General features: G+C 54.7%; 20 protein-coding genes. 10 read left to right on the plus strand and 10 right to left on the minus strand.

Going from position 1 to position 19,727, the window contains the following annotated elements:
- Positions 1–4: 4 nt before the first annotated feature.
- A complete protein-coding gene (gene dnaA / locus AA74_RS0102360; RefSeq protein WP_010426558.1) occupies positions 5–1,399 on the minus strand; it encodes a chromosomal replication initiator protein DnaA in 1,395 nt (464 codons plus the stop codon).
- 599 nt (positions 1,400–1,998) lie between these two features.
- Between dnaA and rpmH the strand changes: the two genes are divergently transcribed.
- The 5 genes from rpmH to mnmE all read left to right on the plus strand — a co-directional run bounded on the left by rpmH (position 1,999) and on the right by mnmE (position 5,819).
- The gene (rpmH, locus tag AA74_RS01000000121975) at positions 1,999–2,139 is read left to right on the plus strand and encodes a 50S ribosomal protein L34 (protein ID WP_000831330.1); all 141 of its coding nucleotides are present in this window, start codon (positions 1,999–2,001) and stop codon (positions 2,137–2,139) included.
- A 16-nt stretch (positions 2,140–2,155) separates the two neighbouring features.
- Positions 2,156–2,515 carry a ribonuclease P protein component gene (rnpA, locus tag AA74_RS0102365; protein WP_021242673.1) on the plus strand — a complete coding sequence of 120 codons (360 nt, stop codon included), beginning with the start codon at positions 2,156–2,158 and terminating at the stop codon, positions 2,513–2,515.
- The gene (yidD, locus tag AA74_RS1000000122615) at positions 2,479–2,736 is read left to right on the plus strand and encodes a membrane protein insertion efficiency factor YidD (RefSeq protein WP_001307474.1); all 258 of its coding nucleotides are present in this window, start codon (positions 2,479–2,481) and stop codon (positions 2,734–2,736) included. The genes rnpA and yidD overlap by 37 nt, the downstream gene beginning before the upstream one ends.
- A gap of 2 nt (positions 2,737–2,738) precedes the next feature.
- Entirely contained in the window at positions 2,739–4,382 is a 1,644-nt protein-coding gene (gene yidC / locus AA74_RS0102370; protein WP_008500173.1) for a membrane protein insertase YidC, read from the plus strand.
- Positions 4,383–4,454: 72 nt separating this feature from the next.
- A complete protein-coding gene (mnmE, locus tag AA74_RS0102375; RefSeq protein ID WP_025910754.1) occupies positions 4,455–5,819 on the plus strand; it encodes a tRNA uridine-5-carboxymethylaminomethyl(34) synthesis GTPase MnmE in 1,365 nt (454 codons plus the stop codon).
- Positions 5,820–5,893: 74 nt separating this feature from the next.
- On the opposite strand, the gene AA74_RS0102380 is transcribed toward mnmE, so the two are convergent.
- Positions 5,894–6,268 carry a DUF6232 family protein gene (locus AA74_RS0102380; RefSeq protein WP_023293692.1) on the minus strand — a complete coding sequence of 125 codons (375 nt, stop codon included), beginning with the start codon at positions 6,266–6,268 and terminating at the stop codon, positions 5,894–5,896.
- A 353-nt stretch (positions 6,269–6,621) separates the two neighbouring features.
- On the opposite strand from AA74_RS0102380, the gene AA74_RS0102385 reads away from it, so the two are divergent.
- The 4 genes from AA74_RS0102385 (at position 6,622) to AA74_RS0102400 (ending at position 10,209) form a co-directional block, all read left to right on the plus strand.
- The gene (locus tag AA74_RS0102385) at positions 6,622–7,797 is read left to right on the plus strand and encodes an MFS transporter (RefSeq protein ID WP_025910757.1); all 1,176 of its coding nucleotides are present in this window, start codon (positions 6,622–6,624) and stop codon (positions 7,795–7,797) included.
- Complete coding sequence (gene yidZ / locus AA74_RS0102390; RefSeq protein ID WP_008500176.1) at positions 7,766–8,737, plus strand: HTH-type transcriptional regulator YidZ; 972 nt, start codon at positions 7,766–7,768, stop codon at positions 8,735–8,737. The genes AA74_RS0102385 and yidZ overlap by 32 nt, the downstream gene beginning before the upstream one ends.
- Before the next feature lie 122 nt (positions 8,738–8,859).
- Positions 8,860–9,606: a 4'-phosphopantetheinyl transferase superfamily protein gene (locus tag AA74_RS0102395; protein ID WP_023326370.1), complete on the plus strand. Its 747-nt coding sequence runs from the start codon at positions 8,860–8,862 to the stop codon at positions 9,604–9,606.
- A 36-nt stretch (positions 9,607–9,642) separates the two neighbouring features.
- Positions 9,643–10,209 (plus strand): NADPH-dependent FMN reductase, encoded by a 567-nt coding sequence (locus AA74_RS0102400; protein WP_014833835.1) that lies wholly within the window; start codon positions 9,643–9,645, stop codon positions 10,207–10,209.
- 91 nt (positions 10,210–10,300) lie between these two features.
- Here the strand turns inward: AA74_RS0102400 and adeP are convergent, their stop codons facing one another.
- Complete coding sequence (gene adeP, locus AA74_RS0102405; protein ID WP_021242668.1) at positions 10,301–11,638, minus strand: adenine permease AdeP; 1,338 nt, start codon at positions 11,636–11,638, stop codon at positions 10,301–10,303.
- Positions 11,639–11,803: 165 nt separating this feature from the next.
- Between adeP and yieH the strand changes: the two genes are divergently transcribed.
- Positions 11,804–12,469 (plus strand): 6-phosphogluconate phosphatase, encoded by a 666-nt coding sequence (gene yieH, locus AA74_RS0102410; protein ID WP_025910763.1) that lies wholly within the window; start codon positions 11,804–11,806, stop codon positions 12,467–12,469.
- Positions 12,470–12,500: 31 nt separating this feature from the next.
- Here yieH and AA74_RS0102415 read toward each other — a convergent pair whose 3' ends face one another.
- The 7 genes from AA74_RS0102415 to stgD all read right to left on the minus strand — a co-directional run bounded on the left by AA74_RS0102415 (position 12,501) and on the right by stgD (position 19,723).
- Positions 12,501–13,649, minus strand: coding sequence for an esterase (locus AA74_RS0102415; RefSeq protein ID WP_087450469.1), 1,149 nt, complete (start codon positions 13,647–13,649; stop codon positions 12,501–12,503).
- Positions 13,650–13,809: 160 nt separating this feature from the next.
- On the minus strand, positions 13,810–14,535 hold the full coding sequence (gene phoU / locus AA74_RS0102420; protein ID WP_008500182.1) for a phosphate signaling complex protein PhoU: 726 nt from the start codon (positions 14,533–14,535) through the stop codon (positions 13,810–13,812).
- Between the two features lie 26 nt (positions 14,536–14,561).
- The gene (gene pstB, locus AA74_RS0102425) at positions 14,562–15,335 is read right to left on the minus strand and encodes a phosphate ABC transporter ATP-binding protein PstB (RefSeq protein ID WP_008500183.1); all 774 of its coding nucleotides are present in this window, start codon (positions 15,333–15,335) and stop codon (positions 14,562–14,564) included.
- Between the two features lie 47 nt (positions 15,336–15,382).
- Positions 15,383–16,273, minus strand: a complete 891-nt coding sequence (gene pstA / locus AA74_RS0102430) for a phosphate ABC transporter permease PstA (protein WP_025910768.1) — start codon at positions 16,271–16,273, stop codon at positions 15,383–15,385.
- Positions 16,273–17,232, minus strand: a complete 960-nt coding sequence (pstC, locus tag AA74_RS0102435) for a phosphate ABC transporter permease PstC (RefSeq protein ID WP_008500185.1) — start codon at positions 17,230–17,232, stop codon at positions 16,273–16,275. The genes pstA and pstC overlap by 1 nt, the downstream gene beginning before the upstream one ends.
- A gap of 128 nt (positions 17,233–17,360) precedes the next feature.
- Positions 17,361–18,401, minus strand: coding sequence for a phosphate ABC transporter substrate-binding protein PstS (pstS, locus tag AA74_RS0102440; protein ID WP_008500186.1), 1,041 nt, complete (start codon positions 18,399–18,401; stop codon positions 17,361–17,363).
- Between the two features lie 245 nt (positions 18,402–18,646).
- Positions 18,647–19,723, minus strand: coding sequence for a fimbrial protein StgD (stgD, locus tag AA74_RS0102445; protein ID WP_025910769.1), 1,077 nt, complete (start codon positions 19,721–19,723; stop codon positions 18,647–18,649).
- Positions 19,724–19,727: the final 4 nt, after the last annotated feature.

Below are 19,727 nucleotides of genomic sequence, written 5' to 3' on the forward strand. Positions count from 1 at the left end.
AGCGTCACGATGATAATGTTCTGATTAGATTGGAAAAATCTTCTTTTATGTCGTGGCTTTCTTCGCGTAACTGCTCAATCTTGCGACAGGCGTGCAGCACGGTCGTATGGTCACGGCCACCAAACGCATCCCCGATTTCCGGCAGACTGTGGTTGGTTAACTCCTTTGCCAGCGCCATCGCCATCTGACGCGGGCGCGCCACCGAGCGGGAACGACGTTTAGACAGTAAATCTGCCACTTTGATCTTGTAGTACTCAGCCACCGTCTTTTGAATATTGTCGATAGTGACCAGTTTTTCCTGCAATGCCAGCAAATCACGCAGCGCTTCACGCACAAAATCGATGGTGATCGCACGACCGGTAAAGTTGGCATTGGCGATAACGCGGTTCAGTGCCCCTTCCAGCTCACGCACGTTGGAGCGCAGACGCTTGGCAATGAAGAACGCCACTTCACCCGGCAGGCGAATGTCGTTTTCATCGGCTTTCTTCATCAGGATCGCGACGCGGGTTTCCAGCTCCGGCGGCTCGATCGCCACGGTCAGGCCCCAGCCGAAGCGGGATTTCAGACGATCTTCAACGCCGTTGATCTCTTTTGGATAACGATCCGAGGTCAAAATGATCTGCTGATTGCCTTCCAGCAGGGCATTGAAGGTGTGGAAAAATTCTTCCTGCGATCGTTCTTTATTGGCAAAGAACTGAATGTCATCGATCAGCAGCGCGTCAACGGAACGGTAGTAGCGTTTAAACTCTTCGATCGCATTGTTTTGCAGGGCTTTTACCATGTCCTGAACGAAGCGTTCGGAGTGCATATACACCACTTTGGCATTGGGCTTGCGCGCCATAATGCCGTTGCCAACCGCGTGCAGCAGGTGCGTTTTACCGAGACCCGTGCCGCCATACAGGAACAGCGGGTTGTAGGCCCCACCGGGGTTATCAGCAACCTGGCGAGCCGCCGCGCGCGCCAGCTGGTTCGACTTACCTTCAACGAAGTTATCGAACGTGTGTTTGACGTTTACGTTAGAGCGGTAGGTTGGCTCAGCCGGTGCAGGAACATTATCCCAACCCTGACGAGCAGGAGCGACGCGAGGGGCCGGCGCGGGTGCGGCCTGAGCAGGCGCAGCCACATTCACGGTTTCACGTACGGTTTGGGTGACCGGCTTTGTGCCCACTTCAAAGCGCAGCTGTGGGGCATCTGACCCGCAGAAATCGTTCAGCAGTCCATTGATGTTATTAAGGTACTTGTCCCTTACCCAATCGAGCACAAAACGGTTTGGCGCGTACAAAGCCAGCGTGTTATCGCTCAGTTCCGCCTGCAACGGGCGGATCCACATACTGAATTCTGTGGCTGGTAACTCATCCTGCAATCGGGCAAGACACTGCTGCCAAAGCGAAAGTGACACGGCGGACTCCACTCGAACAATAAAAGAAAACTATTGAATATTCATGATTGTTGGCGCACATCGGCATGACCCTGTGTAAAGGGGGACGTGCGAATTGCTATCTGCAATTTATCCTGACCAGGATCCTGGGATCCCGATCGGGACCGCGGATCATAGCCTAAACTGAGCCAGAGATCTTCTGTTTCTCACAGATTCTTCCCGATTTATCCACAGGAAGATCAGAAACCGGTTAAGTGTAAACGATCCTGGCGCGAGTGCCCCACGATTTAGCCCGCATATTGGAAAAATTAATGAGCACAGCCAATTTATTGCTTAAATGATCTAACGAAGATCCGGGACGATCCTTGCGCTTTATCGGTGAGCCCGTATAATCCTCGACCCGGCGCGTGATGCTCATCTTCCTGCGTCGTCCGTTGCTCATTTTCCACGCGAAAACGTGCGGAAATACGCGGGAAATAAGGAAAGAGAATTGACTCCGGAGTGTACAATTATTACAATCCGGCCTCTTTAATCACCCACGCTGAGGCGTTAGTCGTTCGAAACTCGTTCGGGTATACGCAAAAGTCAGTGAATTTATTCAAGTTTAGGTAGAAATCGCCATGAAACGCACTTTTCAACCGTCTGTACTGAAGCGCAACCGTTCTCACGGCTTCCGTGCTCGTATGGCTACTAAAAATGGTCGTCAGGTTCTGGCACGTCGTCGTGCTAAAGGCCGCGCTCGTCTGACCGTTTCCAAGTAATAAAGCTAACCCCTGAGTGGTTAAGCTAGCATTTCCCAGGGAGTTACGTTTGTTAACTCCCGCTCATTTCACTTTCGTCTTCCAGCAGCCACAACGGGCTGGCACGCCGCAAATCACCATCCTCGGCCGCCAAAATTCGCTGGGGCATCCCCGCATCGGTCTCACAGTCGCCAAGAAAAATGTTAAGCGTGCGCATGAACGCAATCGGATTAAACGTCTGACGCGTGAAAGCTTCCGTTTACGTCAGCACGAACTGCCTTCAATGGATTTCGTGGTGGTGGCGAAGAAAGGGGTTGCCGACCTCGATAACCGTGCTCTCTCGGAAGCGTTGGAAAAATTATGGCGCCGCCACTGTCGCCTGGCTCCCGGGTCCTGATAGCCCTCATTCGGGTCTATCAACGCCTGATTAGTCCGCTACTCGGGCCGCACTGCCGTTTCACACCAACATGCTCAAGCTACGGAATTGAGGCATTGCGCAGGTTTGGAGTGATAAAAGGCAGTTGGTTGACGGTGAAACGCGTATTAAAATGCCACCCTTTACACCCCGGTGGAGACGACCCCGTCCCCCCAGGACCCTTTGATACCAGAGAACACTAACGATGGATTCGCAACGCAATCTTCTTATCATCGCTTTGTTGTTCGTGTCTTTCATGATCTGGCAGGCATGGGAGCAGGATAAAAATCCTCAACCCCAGCAGCAGACCACGCAGACTACGACCACCGCAGCGGGTAGCGCCGCCGACCAGGGCGTACCGGCCAGTGGCCAGGGGAAACAGATTACGGTTAAGACCGATGTGCTTGAGCTGACAATCAACACCCGTGGTGGTGATGTTGAGCAGGCGCTGCTGTTGACCTACCCGAAAGAGCTGAAGTCTAACGAACCGTTCCAGTTACTGGAAACCACGCCTGAGTTTATCTACCAGGCGCAGAGCGGCCTGACCGGTCGTGACGGCCCGGATAACCCGGCTAACGGTGCGCGTCCACTGTATAACGTCGAGAACGACACCTTTGTGCTGGCTGATGGCCAGAACGAACTCGTTATCCCGATGACCTATACCGACGCCGCAGGCAACACCTTCACCAAAACCTTCACCCTGAAGCGCGGTGAGTATGCGGTGAACGTGGGCTACAGCGTTCAGAACGCCAGTGCGAAACCGCTGGAGCTGTCGACCTTTGGCCAGCTGAAGCAGTCCATCAATCTGCCGTCTCACCGTGACACCGGAAGCAGCAACTTTGCGCTGCACACCTTCCGTGGCGCGGCGTACTCCACGCCTGACGCGAAGTACGAGAAATACAAATTCGACACCATTGCCGATAACGAAAACCTGAACGTCAGCGCTAAAGGCGGTTGGGTGGCGATGCTGCAGCAGTATTTCGCGACGGCGTGGGTGCCAAATAACGACGGTACCAACAACTTCTATACCGCGAACCTGGGTAACGGCCTTGCAGCCATCGGCTACAAATCTCAGCCGGTTCTGGTACAGCCGGGTCAAACCGGTAAGCTGGCCAGCACCCTGTGGGTTGGCCCGGAAATTCAGGACAAAATGGCCGCTGTTGCGCCGCACCTGGATCTGACCGTGGATTACGGTTGGTTGTGGTTCATCTCTCAGCCGCTGTTTAAGCTGCTGAAGTTCATCCACAGCTTCCTGGGTAACTGGGGCTTCTCCATCATCGTTATCACCTTCATCGTTCGTGGCATCATGTATCCGCTGACTAAAGCGCAGTACACCTCCATGGCGAAGATGCGCATGCTGCAGCCGAAGATTCAGGCAATGCGTGAGCGTCTGGGCGATGACAAACAGCGTCAGAGCCAGGAAATGATGGCCCTGTACAAAGCAGAGAAAGTGAACCCACTGGGTGGTTGCTTCCCGCTGCTGATTCAGATGCCAATCTTCCTTGCGCTGTACTACATGCTGATGGGTTCCGTTGAGCTGCGCCACGCGCCGTTCGCACTCTGGATCCATGACCTGTCCGCACAGGACCCATACTACATCCTGCCGATCCTGATGGGCGTGACGATGTTCTTCATCCAGAAGATGTCGCCGACCACCGTGACCGACCCGATGCAGCAGAAGATCATGACCTTTATGCCGGTCATCTTTACCGTGTTCTTCCTGTGGTTCCCGTCAGGTCTGGTGCTGTACTATATCGTCAGCAACCTGGTGACCATCATCCAGCAGCAGCTGATTTACCGTGGTCTGGAAAAACGTGGCCTGCATAGCCGCGAAAAGAAAAAGTCCTGATCCGATAAGTTAACGCTAAAATAAGGGCGGTCGATTGACCGCCTTTTTTATTTGTATTGAACGAGAGCAACCATGAGCCATAACGACACTATCGTCGCCCAGGCAACCCCACCGGGACGCGGTGGTGTAGGCATTCTGCGAATCTCCGGCCTGAAGGCGCGCGAGGTGGCCGAAGCGGTGCTGGGTAAACTGCCAAAGCCGCGCTACGCTGATTACCTGCCGTTTAAAGATGCCGACGGCACGCCGCTGGACCAGGGCATTGCGCTGTGGTTCCCCGGCCCGAACTCCTTTACCGGTGAAGACGTGCTGGAGCTTCAGGGCCACGGCGGCCCGGTCATCCTCGACCTGCTGTTAAAACGTATCCTGACCCTGCCGGGCCTGCGCATTGCCAAGCCGGGCGAGTTCTCCGAGCGTGCCTTCCTCAACGACAAGCTCGACCTGGCGCAGGCTGAGGCCATTGCTGACCTGATCGACGCCAGTTCTGAACAGGCGGCCCGCTCTGCTCTGAACTCGCTGCAGGGCGCATTCTCCGCGCGTGTGAATCACCTTGTGGAAGCACTTACTCACCTTAGGATCTACGTGGAAGCGGCTATCGACTTCCCGGACGAGGAGATCGACTTCCTCTCTGACGGCAAAATCGAAGCCCAGCTCGACCAGGTGATGGCCGATCTCGACGCCGTTCGTGCAGAAGCGCGCCAGGGCAGCCTGCTGCGCGAAGGGATGAAGGTGGTGATTGCCGGACGCCCGAACGCCGGTAAATCGAGCCTGCTGAACGCCCTGGCGGGCCGTGAAGCAGCGATCGTAACCGACATTGCCGGTACCACTCGCGACGTGCTGCGCGAGCACATCCACATCGACGGCATGCCGCTGCACATCATCGATACCGCCGGTCTGCGCGATGCCAGCGACGAGGTTGAGCGCATCGGTATCGAACGCGCCTGGCAGGAGATCGAGCAGGCCGACCGCGTGCTGTTTATGGTGGACGGCACCACGACCGACGCCGTTGACCCGGCAGAGATCTGGCCGGACTTTATTGCCCGTCTGCCGGCCAAACTGCCGATCACCGTGGTGCGTAACAAAGCGGACGTGACCGGCGAAACGCTCGGTATCAGCGATGTGAATGGTCACTCACTGATCCGCCTGTCGGCGCGGACCGGTGAAGGCGTGGATGACCTGCGTAACCATCTCAAGCAGAGCATGGGCTTTGATACCAGCATGGAAGGCGGCTTCCTGGCGCGTCGCCGTCACCTGCAGGCGCTGGAAGAGGCGGCACGCCATCTTGACCAGGGCAAAGCGCAGCTGATTGGCGCGTGGGCAGGTGAACTGCTGGCGGAAGAGCTGCGTCTGGCGCAGCAGAATCTGAGCGAGATCACCGGGGAGTTTACGTCGGACGATCTGCTGGGACGGATCTTCTCGAGCTTCTGTATTGGTAAGTAATCACTTATCGGGGGTGTTCAATATCTACAGGCGACTTATGATAATCACGTATTCATAAGTCACCTGTAGTTATATTAACCGCGATGAATTATGGCGTTGTTCAAGGAATTAATCACATCGTCAATATATTGTTTATCTTGACTGGTCAGTGCCTGTGACTCTCCAGAGGAACTATTCAGGTAAACAATATAATCAGGCTTGATTGCTTTAAACCATGCAATAGCAACCACCACAATGACCACACCAATTGCTTTCGTCAATAAAGATGCGGCGATGAATACCATTGCGATACCAATCAGTACCAAAATGATTGGTCCAACCTTTGAAGGATCTGTTTGACCACGTTTAACTGATGTCACACCATTCATTGCATATGTTGTTGAACCTACAATAAACCTTGCATTAGTAATGCTAACATTCCCATTTCTGTAAAACTCGGTTTCTTCCATTTTTATGTCCTCGAGGCTGAGCTGTTTGTAGTAAAAAGATGTTTTCTTTAGTTATCGGTTTCAGAACAGAATTATTTAATAATTTATATAAAATTTGCAATGGGTCGATTATCTATATCTCCTACCAAAAAAGGAGATATTCATTAATTAAAATACTACTGTTGCAAAATAACTGAAACAGACAATTTCATAGCCTTGTCTCCCTGTTAATCCGAAGTATCTTCTCGCAAAAGTTAGATACATAAAACAGTGAGAGATTGGTTTTCCTCTCAGGAAATCACCATTGTCCAAATGGCAACTCGCCTAATCCCTTTTCCCCCCCTATCCTGCATGCCTGCATCTATGGGGGGTTTATGGCGCGTTTTCTGTTTTGTAGTTTCGCATTAGTTCTGCTTTATCCGTCCGGCATTGATATGTATCTGGTGGGATTACCGCATATCGCCCGCGATCTGGGCGCCAGCGAAGCGCAGCTGCATATTGCGTTTTCGGCCTACCTCGCGGGGATGGCATCGTCGATGGTCTTTGCCGGGAAGATTGCGGATAAAGCAGGCCGTCATCCTGTCGCAATCGCCGGTGCCATCGTTTTTGCCCTGGCGTCGCTTCTCTGCTCACAGGCGCAAAACAGCACCGTGTTTCTGGCCGGGCGCTTTATCCAGGGCATCGGTGCGGGCGGTTGCTACGTGGTGGCGTTTGCCATTTTGCGCGACACCTTAAGCGCCCAGCGTCGCGCCAAAGTGCTGTCGATGCTGAACGGCATTACCTGCATCATCCCGGTGCTGGCCCCGGTCGTGGGCTATCTGATCATGCTGAAATTCCCGTGGCAGAGCCTGTTCTGGACCATGGCGGCGATGGGCGCGCTGGTGTTTGTCCTGTCGATTGCCGTGCTGAAAGAGACCCACCCGGGCTCGCAGAATACCGGCCATACCGCGACCATTCACCCGGCAGAGAAGCTTCTCAACCGCTTTTTCCTCAGCCGTCTGACCGTGACCACGTTAAGCGTGGCGGTGATCCTGACCTATGTAAACGTTTCCCCGGTGTTGCTGATGGAGACCATGGGCTTCGATCGCGGTGAGTATTCAACGGTGATGGCTTTAACCGCGATGGTCAGTATGGCTGTGTCGTTCTCTACCCCGTTTGCGCTGAATATCTTTCGCCAGCGCACGCTGATGCTGACCTCACAGGTTTTATTCCTTGCCGCAGGCGCGATCCTAGCGACCACCAGCTCACATGCGGTGATGCTGGTGGGCATTACGCTCATTTGCGCCGGGTTCTCGGTTGGCTTTGGCGTGGCGATGAGCCAGGCGCTTGGTCCCTTCTCGCTGCGGGCAGGCGTGGCGAGTTCGGTGCTCGGGATCGCGCAGGTCTGCGGCTCGTCGCTGTGGATTTGGCTGGCAGCCGTAGTTGGCCTGAACGCGCTGAATATGCTGATCGGGGTTCTGATTGGCTGTAGCATAGTCTGCATTACCTTACTTATGGTCATCCAGCCCGCGGCGCACTATGAAGAAGCCCATCAGCAGTCTCGATCTTAACCTGTTGCTGTGCCTGCAGCTTTTGCTGCAGGAGCGCAGCGTTACCAAAGCGGCGAAGCGGATGAACGTGACGCCGTCGGCGGTGAGTAAATCACTGGCCAAGCTGCGTGACTGGTTTGACGACCCGCTGTTTGTCAAAACGCCGCTAGGGCTGCTGCCGACGCCGCTGACGGTGAGCCTGGAGCAGGATCTGGCTGACTGGATGCAAATCGGCAACCAGATCCTCGATAAATTCCATCATGATTCTCCGGGCGGGCTGACGTTCGTGCTGGCCGCGGAAACGCCGCTGATGCTGATCCGCTTCAATACCCTGCTGGAGCAGGTGAACCAGCGCTATCCGCAGGCGACGGTGAAAATGCGCCAGTGGGATTACGACTCGCTGGACGCGATTACGCGTGGCGAGGTGGATTTGGGCTTCACCGGGCGTGAAACGCATCCGCGATCCCGCGAGCTGCTTAAGCTGATGCCGTGGTTTATCGACTACGAAATCCTGTTCAGCGACCGCCCCTGCGTCTATCTGCGCGAGGATCATCCGGCGCTTCAGCAAGAATGGAATCTGGAGACCTTCCTGCGCTATCCCCACATCAGCATCTTCTGGGAACGCAGCGATACCTGGGCGCTTGATGAGGTGTTAAAGGAGATGGGACGCGATCGCACTATCGCCATGAGCCTGCCGGGCTTCGAACAGGCGATGTTTATGGCGGCGCAGCCCGGCCATCACTATATCGCCACCGCCCCGCACTACTGTCATCACTACAATGAACTCCACCAGCGTAAGCTGATCGCGCTTCCGATCCCCATTGATGAGGAGCAGGCGGATAAATTGACCGTGCCCTTCACGCTGATCTGGCATAAACGGAACAGCCATAATCCCAAAATTCTCTGGCTGCGGGAGACCATCAAGGCGCTGTACGGTGCGAGCGATCCAATTTTTGCCTAAGAAAATGTAAAGTTCGGTCCTAAGGCTTCTCTTACTTCCATTTACTGATTAAAACAGGAGGCAAGTTAAGCGATAATCATGTAACCGTTTAACCGATTACGACCATTATCAAGGAGCGAAAAATGGCTACGCACTTTGCAAGAGGGATACTTACAGAAGGACGTCTCGTATCGGCAAGAATTTCTTCAGCCTGTCACCGTGAAGCACTCACTCTTCCGGAGCATCGCAGGTCGCGGTTTTTAGCGTCCCGAGCGCTTCTCGCAGAACTGATGTTTATGCTGTACGGCACCAGCGAGCTGCCGGACATCATTACCCAGCCAGAAGGCCGCCCGGTCTTTGCCGACCCGGATCTCCCTCGTTTTTCCATTGCCTACACGGGCAATATCATTGGGGTCGCGCTGACCACCGAAGGGGACTGTGGGCTCGATATGGAGCTTCAGCGCGCGACGCGCAGCTTCCACGGTGGTAACGCGCATGAAGACTATCCGCTCTCCAGCAATGAGAAGCTGTGGGTACGCAACCAGAACGATCCTGTTGAAGCCAGAGCCCAGCTCATTACCCTGCGCCAGAGCATTCGCAAGCTCTGCGGATGCGCCTCAGACGACGCCAGCCTGCTGCAGCTGTTGCCTGGTTCCGGACGTCTGCGCGCCGCCCAGGCCACGCTGGTAGAAGCGCTCTGCGACGCGGAGGATGTGCTCATCTGGTCCATCGCGGTGACCCCCGCCATCGAACGCATGAAAATCTGGGAATTTGACAGTCAACAGGGATGGCGTAGCCTTCCTGATGTGCCCGAGCGCGCCAACGAGCCCGCCGCACGTCTGATGCGATTAACCAGTTTACCGGCAGAAAAAGCATTCACCCTTAGCTGATCCAATCAGGGTCATCATGATGAAACAGGAGTAATCATGTCTGATACGTTGAAAGTTGTTACGTTACTGGGAAGCCTGCGCAAAGGTTCATTTAACGGGATGGTAGCCCGCACGCTGCCACAGCTGGCACCTGCAGGTATGGAAATTAGCGCCCTGCCGTCTATTGGCGATATTCCGCTTTATGATGCTGACGTACAGCAGGAAGAAGGGTTCCCGCAGAGCGTTGAAGCGCTGGCAGAGCAGATTCGCCAGGCTGACGGCGTGGTCATCGTCACGCCAGAGTACAACTACTCTGTACCCGGTGGTCTGAAGAATGCCATCGACTGGCTGTCCCGTTTACCTGAGCAGCCGCTGTCAGGCAAACCGGTGTTGATCCAGACCAGCTCCATGGGCGCGATTGGCGGCGCGCGCTGCCAGTATCACCTGCGTCAGATCCTGGTCTTCCTCGATGCGATGGTGATGAACAAGCCGGAATTTATGGGCGGAGTGATTCAGAACAAGGTCGACCCACAAACGGGTGAGGTGGTGGATCAGAGCACGCGCGACCATCTCTCTGGCCAGCTGACGGCGTTCGGGGATTACATTAAGCGGGTTAAAGCCTGATAAAAAAGCCCGGTGGCGCTAGCGCTTACCGGGCCTACACTCGTCAGTAGGTCAGGTAAGCGAAGCGCCACCTGACACCACAAACCGCACCTTAGTGCGCGTCAATAAACACAATCTTCAGTACAAACAGCAGCGCCACAACGATGACGCACGGGCTGAGGTCGCGGAAGCGGCCGGTACCGATCTTCATTACGCAGTAAGAGATAAAGCCCAGCGCGATACCTTCGGTAATCGAGAAGCTGAACGGCATCATCACGGCGGTAATAAACGCCGGCACCGCTTCGGTTAAATCATCCCACTTCACGCGAGACAGGCTGGAGGTCATCAGCACACCCACGTAGATCAGCGCACCCGCTGCAGCGTACGGAGGCACCATGCCCGCCAGCGGCGAGAGGAAGATCACCAGCAGGAACAGAATACCCACCACAACCGCCGTCAGGCCGGTACGGCCGCCCACGGAGACGCCGGAAGAGGATTCAATGTAAGCGGTCACAGACGAGGTCCCGATAAATGAGCCGGTCACAGAGGAGATACTGTCCACAAACAGCGCCTGCTTCATGCGCGGGAATTTGCCTTTCTCATCTGCCAGACCCGCTTTGTCGGTCACGCCGATCAGCGTACCGGAGGAGTCGAAGAGATTCACCAGCATGAAGGAGAAAATCACGCCCGCCAGGCCCAGGTTCAGGGAACCCGCCAGATCAACATGGCCAACAACGGTAGAGACGCTCGGTGGCGCGGAAACGATGCCGTTATAGTGAACGTCGCCCAGCATCCAGCCCAGCAGCGTGGTCACCACGATGGAGACCAGCACCGCCGCATGAATATTGCGGGAAGCCAGGATAGCGATGATAAAGAAGCCCAGCACGCCCAGCAGCACGTTATGCGAGGTCAGGTGACCGATGCTCACCAGCGTATCCGGGTTCGCCACGATCACGCCGGCGTTTTTCAGCCCCATCATCCCGATAAACAGACCGATACCGCTGGTGATGCCCACGCGCAGGCTCACGGGAATGTTCGCAATCATCCAGTAACGCACGCGGAAAATGGTCAGCAGCAGCAGGCCAACCGCGCCCCAGAAGATGGCGCCCATACCCACCTGCCACGGCAGCCCCATCGCCTGAACCACCACGAAGGCAAAGAACGCATTCAGACCCATCGCCGGGGCCAGCGCGACCGGCAGGTTAGCGAACACACCCATCAGAATGCTGCCGAGGGCCGCGATCAGACAGGTAGTCACGAAGACGGCGCTGGTATCCATGCCAGCAACGCCCAGAATTTGAGGGTTAACAAAAACGATATAGACCATCGTCAGGAAGGTGGTGAAACCGGCGATCACTTCGGTGCGTGCCGTCGTGCCGTGCTCGCGCAGTTTAAACACGCGCTCAAGCAGACCCTGACCAGATGTCTGGGTAGTGTGTTGTTGACTCATCATCAATTTCCGAACAAGGAGGGAAAATTCGTCGCTATCCTATACCAAAATGCGACAATAGTGGCGGTTACGTGATACTTTTTTCATTGAATTTGCTTATACGGCAACGATTGCGTTCCGGTGAACTGCCGTACGTAAACGTTAAACTGGTTAAAAGGGAAAGGCATGTCCGGAATTGAAGCGGTATTTTTCGACTGCGACGGTACGCTGGTCGACAGTGAGGTCATTTGTTCCCGCGCGTATGTCGCCATGTTCCAGGAATTTGGCATTACGCTGGAACTCGACGAGGTGTTTAAGCGCTTTAAGGGCGTGAAGCTCTACGAGATCATCGACATCATTAACGAAGAACACGGCGTCGTCCTGGAGAAGGCGGCTCTGGAACCGGTGTACCGCGCCGAGGTTGCTCGCCTGTTCGATTCGGAGCTGGAGGTGATTCCGGGCGCAAACGCGCTGCTGGATGCCATGACGGTGCCGATCTGCGTGGTCTCCAACGGGCCGGTCAGCAAAATGCAGCACTCGCTCGGCAAGCTTGAGATGCTGCACCACTTCCCGGAAAAACTGTTCAGCGGCTACGATATCCAGCGCTGGAAGCCGGACCCGGCACTGATGTTCCATGCGGCAAAGGCGATGAACGTTAACGTAGAGCACTGCATTCTGGTGGATGACTCGTCTGCGGGCGCGCAGTCGGGGATTGATGCGGGGATGGAGGTGTTTTACTTCTGCGCCGACCCGCACAACAAGCCGATCGTTCATCCAAAAGTCACGACCTTCACCGATCTGGCGCAGCTACCCGCGCTGTGGAAGGCGCGCGGGTGGAATATTACGTGCTAAGCAGACCCTCCCGGCAGGGAGGGCGACAGGTTTATCTGAAGAGCTTTTGAACAAACTCAGCATAGGCCGGACGCCAGACGTCCATTTCGTGATTCAGACCGGGGTACATTTTATAGTCGAATTTGATGCCCTGCTTTTCCAGCTCCGCTTTCAGACCGGCGATATCTTTGCCTGTTACCGAATCGCGCTCTCCCACAACGACGGTGAAATTATGCAGCTGCCGGTTAATGGCCTCCGGCTGCTTAAAGCGTGCAGCCACGCCTTCGTCAGGCACGGTTGTCGTGGTAACGCCGCTGAACGTTCCCAGCCAGCCGAAGCTCTCCAGATGATTCATCCCGGAGACCAGCGCCTGATAACCGCCCTGTGACAATCCCGCCAGCGCCCGGCCTGCCGCATCTTTACGCACGTTGAAGCGGGTATCCACCAGCGGAATAATCTCGCTCATCAGTTCACGGTCTGCGGCTTTCGCATTGAGCGGATAGAAAGACTTCCGTCGTTCTGCCGGTGGGAAGTTCTCGGGGATGGCCTCAGTGCTCTCCGTCTCGGTGTCGGGTACCACCACCAGCATCGGTTTGATTTTCCCTTCGGCCATCAGGTTATCCATGATTTGCGGCAAACGGCCCTGGTCGATTGCCGAGAGTCCTGTATCGCCAAAACCATGGTAGAAGTAGAGCACCGGTAAGGGTTCCCCTGTGCCGTTGTAGCCAGGGGGAGTCCATACATAGACGCGGCGCTCTGACTTGAGTGACGGCGAGTGCCAGGTCAAGGTCGTCAGATCGCCATGCGGTACAGGACGATCGTCGAGAATACTGCCCGGAACCAGAATCAGGCTGGTGTTCACCTGCCGCTGGGGTTTTTGATAGCGGCTTCCCGTGTCAACTGAACGGAAACCATCGATGTCGAAATAATATTCGTAGAGATTCGGGGCCATCGGCTCGCTTTTCCATGACCAGACGCCATTTTTCTCTTTCGTCATATCATGGGAAACCTGGCTTTCAGGCATTGACCCCGTCACCACGGAGACTCGCGTTGCGCCGGGTGCAAACAGGCGAAACGTAATGCTTTTATCCGCATTAACCTGGGTCACATAGTGGCTGACCGGGGTAGTCTGGTCAGGTGTGACCGGCAACGGTGCGGCAATCACGTCTGTTCCAGTACCGATCCCGATGCTGATGGCCATCGCCAGGCACGCTAATGAATTTTTCATATACCATCCTTTGCTGTTTTTTCGTCTCACGTTAGCGCGTTTCGAACGTCAGGCAACGGATGAAGGGGAAAATTGTGATTACACTAGAAATAACAACGCCGGTGAGTACCGGCGTTGTTATCAGATGACAGGATTACTCTTTCGGATCTTTACCCGCCAGCAGCTTGTCCAGCTCGTCGCCGCCCACGTGACGGAAGTCCTGACCCTTCACGAAGTAGAAAATGTATTCGCAAATATTCTGGCAGCGGTCACCGATACGCTCGATAGAGCGCGCGCAGAACAGGGCCGTCAGCACGCTCGGGATCGTACGGGAATCTTCCATCATGTAGGTCATCAGCTGGCGCACGATGCCTTCATACTCCTGATCGACCTTCTTGTCTTCACGGTAGATACGCACCGCTTCGTCCAGATCCATCCGCGCAAAGGCATCCAGCACGTCGTGCAGCATCTGCACGGTGTGGCGGCCCAGTGACTCGAGGCTCACCAGCAGCGGCTGATGCTGCTGCGAAAACTTCTCCAGCGCGGTGCGGCAGATTTTATCGGCGACGTCACCAATACGTTCCAGCTCGGCGATGGTTTTGATGATCGCCATCACCAGACGCAGGTCGCTCGCCGTCGGCTGACGTTTCGCGATAATGCGCACGCAGGCTTCGTCGATAGCCACTTCCATCATGTTGACGTTTTTATCGCCTTCAATGACGCGCTTCGCCAGCTCGCTGTCCTGGTTGTGCATCGCCGTAATCGCATCAGAAAGCTGCTGCTCGACCATGCCGCCCATGGTCATCACCTGGGTGCGAATGCTTTCCAGCTCTGCGTTGAACTGGCCGGAAATGTGTTTATTAAGATTGAGGTTGTCCATGGTTTCTCCACATGCACTAAGGCAAATCAACCGTAGCGGCCAGTAATATAATCTTCGGTTTGTTTCTTCGCGGGCTTAGTGAACAGATCGTCCGTGTTACTGAACTCAATCAATTCACCCAGGTACATAAACGCCGTGTGATCGGAGCAACGCGCAGCCTGCTGCATGTTGTGGGTCACGATAACCACGGTGTAATCCTGCTTCAGCTCGGTGATCAGTTCTTCAATACGACCGGTTGAAATCGGGTCCAGCGCTGAACACGGCTCATCCAGCAGCAACACTTCCGGGCGAATCGCAATACCGCGCGCAATGCACAGACGCTGCTGCTGACCACCTGAGAGAGAGTACCCGCTCTGGTGCAACTTATCTTTGGTTTCGTTCCATAATGCGGCCTTGGTCAAAGCCCACTGCACGCGCTCATCCATATCGGCACGGGAGAGCTTTTCAAACAGACGCACACCAAACGCAATGTTGTCATAAATGGACATCGGGAACGGCGTGGGTTTCTGGAACACCATCCCCACTTTCGCGCGCAGCAGGGCGATATCCTGAGCCTGGGTCAGAATGTTTTCGCCGTCGAGGATGATTTCCCCTTCAGCGCGCTGCTCCGGATAGAGCGAATACATTTTGTTAAAGGTACGCAGCAGCGTGGATTTCCCACAGCCGGACGGACCGATAAATGCCGTGACCTGGTTCTTCGCGATATCCAGGTTGATGTTCTTCAGGGCATGGAATTTGCCGTAGTAGAAGTTCAAATCACGAACCTGAATCTTACCCGGGGCAGTATCAACCATACTCATTGACTCATTTCCTCATTCGGCGCCGCGAGCTGCCGCGCCGTAAAAAATTAACCGTGTTTCTTCTTCGCGAAAATGACGCGCGCCAGAATGTTCAGCAACAGTACGCAAAGGGTAATGATCAGCACCCCGGCCCAGGCCAGCTGCTGCCATTCCGCGAAGGGGCTCATCGCAAATTTAAAGATCGTCACCGGCAGGTTGGCGATCGGCTGCATCATGTCCGTGCTCCAGAACTGGTTGGAGAGGGACGTAAACAGCAGCGGTGCCGTTTCACCCGCAATACGCGCCACCGCCAGCAGGATACCGGTCATGATCCCGGAGACCGACGCCTTCAGCGTAATCGCAGAGATCATCTTCCATTTTGGCGTACCCAGCGCGTAAGCCGCTTCACGCAGGCTGTCCGGCACCAGTTTTAGCATGTTCTCGGTGGTTCGAATCACAATCGGCACCTGCAGCAGCGCCAGCGCAATCACACCCGCCCAGCCGGAGAAGTGTTCCATCTGCGCCACCACCACGGTGTAAACGAACAGACCCACGACGATAGACGGGGCTGACAGCAAAATGTCGTTAATGAAACGAATCACTTCCGCCAGAAAGGATTTACGACCGTATTCCGCCAGGTAGATGCCCGCCATGATGCCCAGCGGCGTGCCGAAGACCGTGGCCCAGAGGATCAGCAATCCGCTGCCCGCCAGGGCATTCGCCAGGCCACCACCCGCCGTGTTCGGCGGCGGCGTCATTTCGGTGAACAGCGAGAGTGACATTCCGTCAATCCCGCGAACGACCGTTGAGAAGAGGATCCAGACAAGCCAGAACAGACCGAATGCCATCGTCGCCATAGAGAGCGTCAGGGCAATGCGGTTTTTCATGCGGCGTCTGGCCTGCATTTTGCGGCGGGATTCCGCCAGTTCAGCAGTTGCTTGCATTTCGAGAGTGGCCATTAGCGTGCTCCCTCATTTTTAGCGAGACGCATAATCATCAGCTTGGAAATCGCCAGAACAATGAAGGTAATAACGAACAGAATCAGACCCAGCTCCATCAGCGCCGCGACGTGCAGACCTGATTCCGCTTCCGCAAACTCATTCGCCAGCGCAGAGGTAATACTGTTACCCGGCATATAAAGCGACGCGCTGTCGAGCTGATAGGTGTTACCGATGATGAAGGTGACCGCCATGGTTTCACCCAGCGCACGACCTAAGCCCAGCATCACGCCCCCGATCACCCCATTTTTGGTGAACGGAAGAACAATGCGCCAGATCACTTCCCAGGTGGTGCAGCCGATACCGTAGGCCGACTCTTTCATCATCACCGGCGTTTGTTCGAACACATCGCGCATCACCGCCGCAATGTACGGAATAATCATGATGGCGAGGATCACACCCGCCGCCAGAATGCCGATACCGAAAGCCGGGCCAGAGAACAGGGCCCCCACAAACGGAATGGCAGAGAGGACGTTACCCACCGGTTCCTGGAAGTACGTGGCGAACAGCGGCGCAAAGATAAACAGGCCCCACATGCCGTAGACGATACTTGGGATGGCCGCCAGCAGTTCGATGGCGATACCCAATGGGCGACGCAGCCAGCCCGGCGCCAGCTCCGTCAGGAACAGGGCGATACCGAAACTTACCGGAACCGCAATCAGCAGGGCGATGAACGAGGTCACCAGCGTGCCGTAAATCGGCACCAGTGCACCGTAGATATCGTTCGGCGCATCCCACTCTTTACTCCACAGGAAGGAGAAACCGAATTTCTGGATGCTCGGCCAGGAGGAGAAAATCAGAGACACGATAATGCCGCCCAGCAGCAATAGCACAATCAGCGCAGCCAGTTTGACCAGCGCGCTGAAAATCATGTCACCTTTTTTACCCGGAGGGTTAAATGCAGGCTTGGTTGCAGCCATAAATTACTCTTCTGTTTGAGACGTTTTTACGAATATGCCCGGTGGCGCTGACGCTTACCGGGCCTACAGAGTAAACCGTAGGGCGGGTAAGCGCAGCGCCACCCGCCATCTTCGTTAAATATATCCTGTTAGTACAGCGCTTTACCGCTGCTGTCTTTCACGTTGGTTTTCCATGCAGCGCGAATCTGCTCAACCACGTTGTCTGGCAGGGTAGCGTAATCCAGAGCGTTAGCCTGTTTGCCGCCGTTTTTGTATGCCCAGTCGAAGAACTTCAGCACTTCAGCGCCCTGTTCAGGTTTCTTCTGCTCTTTGTGCACCAGGATGAAGGTGGTAGAGGTGATTGGCCACGCCCCTTCGCCCTTCTGGTTAGTCAGATCCTGCGCGAAGGATTTGCTCCAGTCAGCGCCTTTGGCGGCGTTAGCAAAGTTCTCTTCGGTCGGGCTAACCGGTTTGCCGTCGGCAGACACCAGTTTGGTGTAGGACAGGTTGTTCTGCTTCGCGTACGCATACTCTACGTAGCCGATGGAGCCAGGCAAACGCTGTACGAACGCGGCGATACCGTCGTTACCTTTACCGCCCAGACCGGTAGGCCAGTTAACGGTAGAGCCGGAGCCGACTTTAGATTTCCACTCTTCGTTCACTTTCGCCAGGTAGCTGGTGAACACGAAAGAGGTACCAGAACCATCCGCGCGGCGAACCACGGCGATGTTCTGAGAAGGCAGCTTCAGGCCTGGGTTGAGTTTGGCGATCGCTTCGTCATCCCATTTTTTGATTTTGCCCAGGTAGATGTCACCCAGGGTTTTGCCGTCCAGCACCAGCTCACCCGACTTCACGCCCGGCAGGTTGATCGCCAGAACCACGCCACCGATCACGGTAGGGAACTGGAACAGGCCTTCCTGAGCCAGTTTGTCATCAGACAGCGGAGCATCTGATGCGCCGAAATCAACCGTGTTCGCGGTAATTTGTTTTACGCCACCGGAGGAGCCGATACCCTGATAGTTAACCTTGTTACCGGTTTCTTTCTGGTAGGTATCCGCCCATTTGGCATACACCGGCGCAGGGAAGGTTGCACCAGCGCCAGTCAGGCTTGCTTCTGCAAATACAGAGAACGCGCTCAGAGATAAGGTCGCGGCGACAACAGTTGCGACAGTGGTACGCATAACTTTCATAATGTCTCCTGCAAGATTTTCGTAAATCGTTGTTTAGTGGCTACGATGAGCAAAATAGGACAAACAGGTGACAGATAAATGTACGAATTATGACAGTTTTATGACAATGCAGGTGCTAAAAATAAGTCACTGATAATAAATGATATTTATTCAGGATGGCGTCATAGAGTTGTCATACAGAAAGGGATAAGCCTGGTACAAAAGGGGGAAAATGACAACGGCTGTCATAAACAGCCGTCGGGTGATTAATGTTCAATTTCCAGCGTGACCGTCGCGTACGCTTCAAACGTTCCAGGTTTTGGCTGAGCCCCCGTTGCGCTTGCAGGCGCAGCGGAAAAGGTAAGCGAATTGTTTTCGGCGCCGTTATTGTTTTCGCCCCTATCCATGTCCATCCTGCCGCCGTTGACGCTGACCAGACGATCCCACTTGTCGTATACCACAATGCCTACATCATCATTGCCGTTGACTTTCATCATCGTGGCATCGGCGTCAACAGGGTCTCCATGGAAAGTGGAGTAGACAATATTCTCATCCAGCATGCCTGTGCACTGTACCTGAATCGTCTTTTTTACCTTGTGACTCGTCACGGCGGTGCCTTTGGTAGCGGAAAATTCCGGGGCCGGGATTTTGCCAAAATCTATCTCAAGCGTCTGCCCGGGCGCTATCTCGCAGTTTTGCGGCACGACGATATCGCCAGCGATTTTGATCTCTGCCATTTTTTCGGTGCTGGAGGTCGAGGAGGCCGCATCCAGCCCTCCATAAAGATCGGCGACTATCGTACCTGGCACACTCACCCGGCCAATAAACGGCTTGTTAATTAAGAATGATATTTTTATTTGTGAACCGGTATTGAGTGTTGGTTCGCTCCCTTCCTCGCCAGGCGCATAACAATAGGAGCTATGAGACATTACGTTTGGTTCTGCACTGAAAGGTACCGGTATATATTCTCTGCCAAGCACAAGTATCGACGTGGCGATGCTGAGGTTGTTATTAAGGGTAAAATAGGTATACCCGTTCTTTACCACATCTTCACTTAACGGCGATCGTGCGGTGTAGTAGATTTGGCGAAAGCCCGTAGAGTAATGCGTAAGACAGTTGCATTGCGCTTTGTAACTCGTAGATGAACTGAGCGTTTCCAGATCCCTGATCTCTGTACCTGCTTTATTTTTATCCGCCGGGATCGACTGCCCGTTCAGATTAAGGTTATAGATATAAGCGCCACCTTCGGAGTGACAAATCCCGTCGCCCGTGGTGTACGCCTTGCATACTGGCGTCATAAATATTATCAACGCGCTTAAAAACAGAGGTGTCCTGAATTTCATCTTA

Origin of the sequence: Enterobacter sp. 5-4, assembly GCF_000612205.1 — a bacterium.
Lineage (GTDB): Bacteria > Pseudomonadota > Gammaproteobacteria > Enterobacterales > Enterobacteriaceae > Enterobacter > Enterobacter roggenkampii.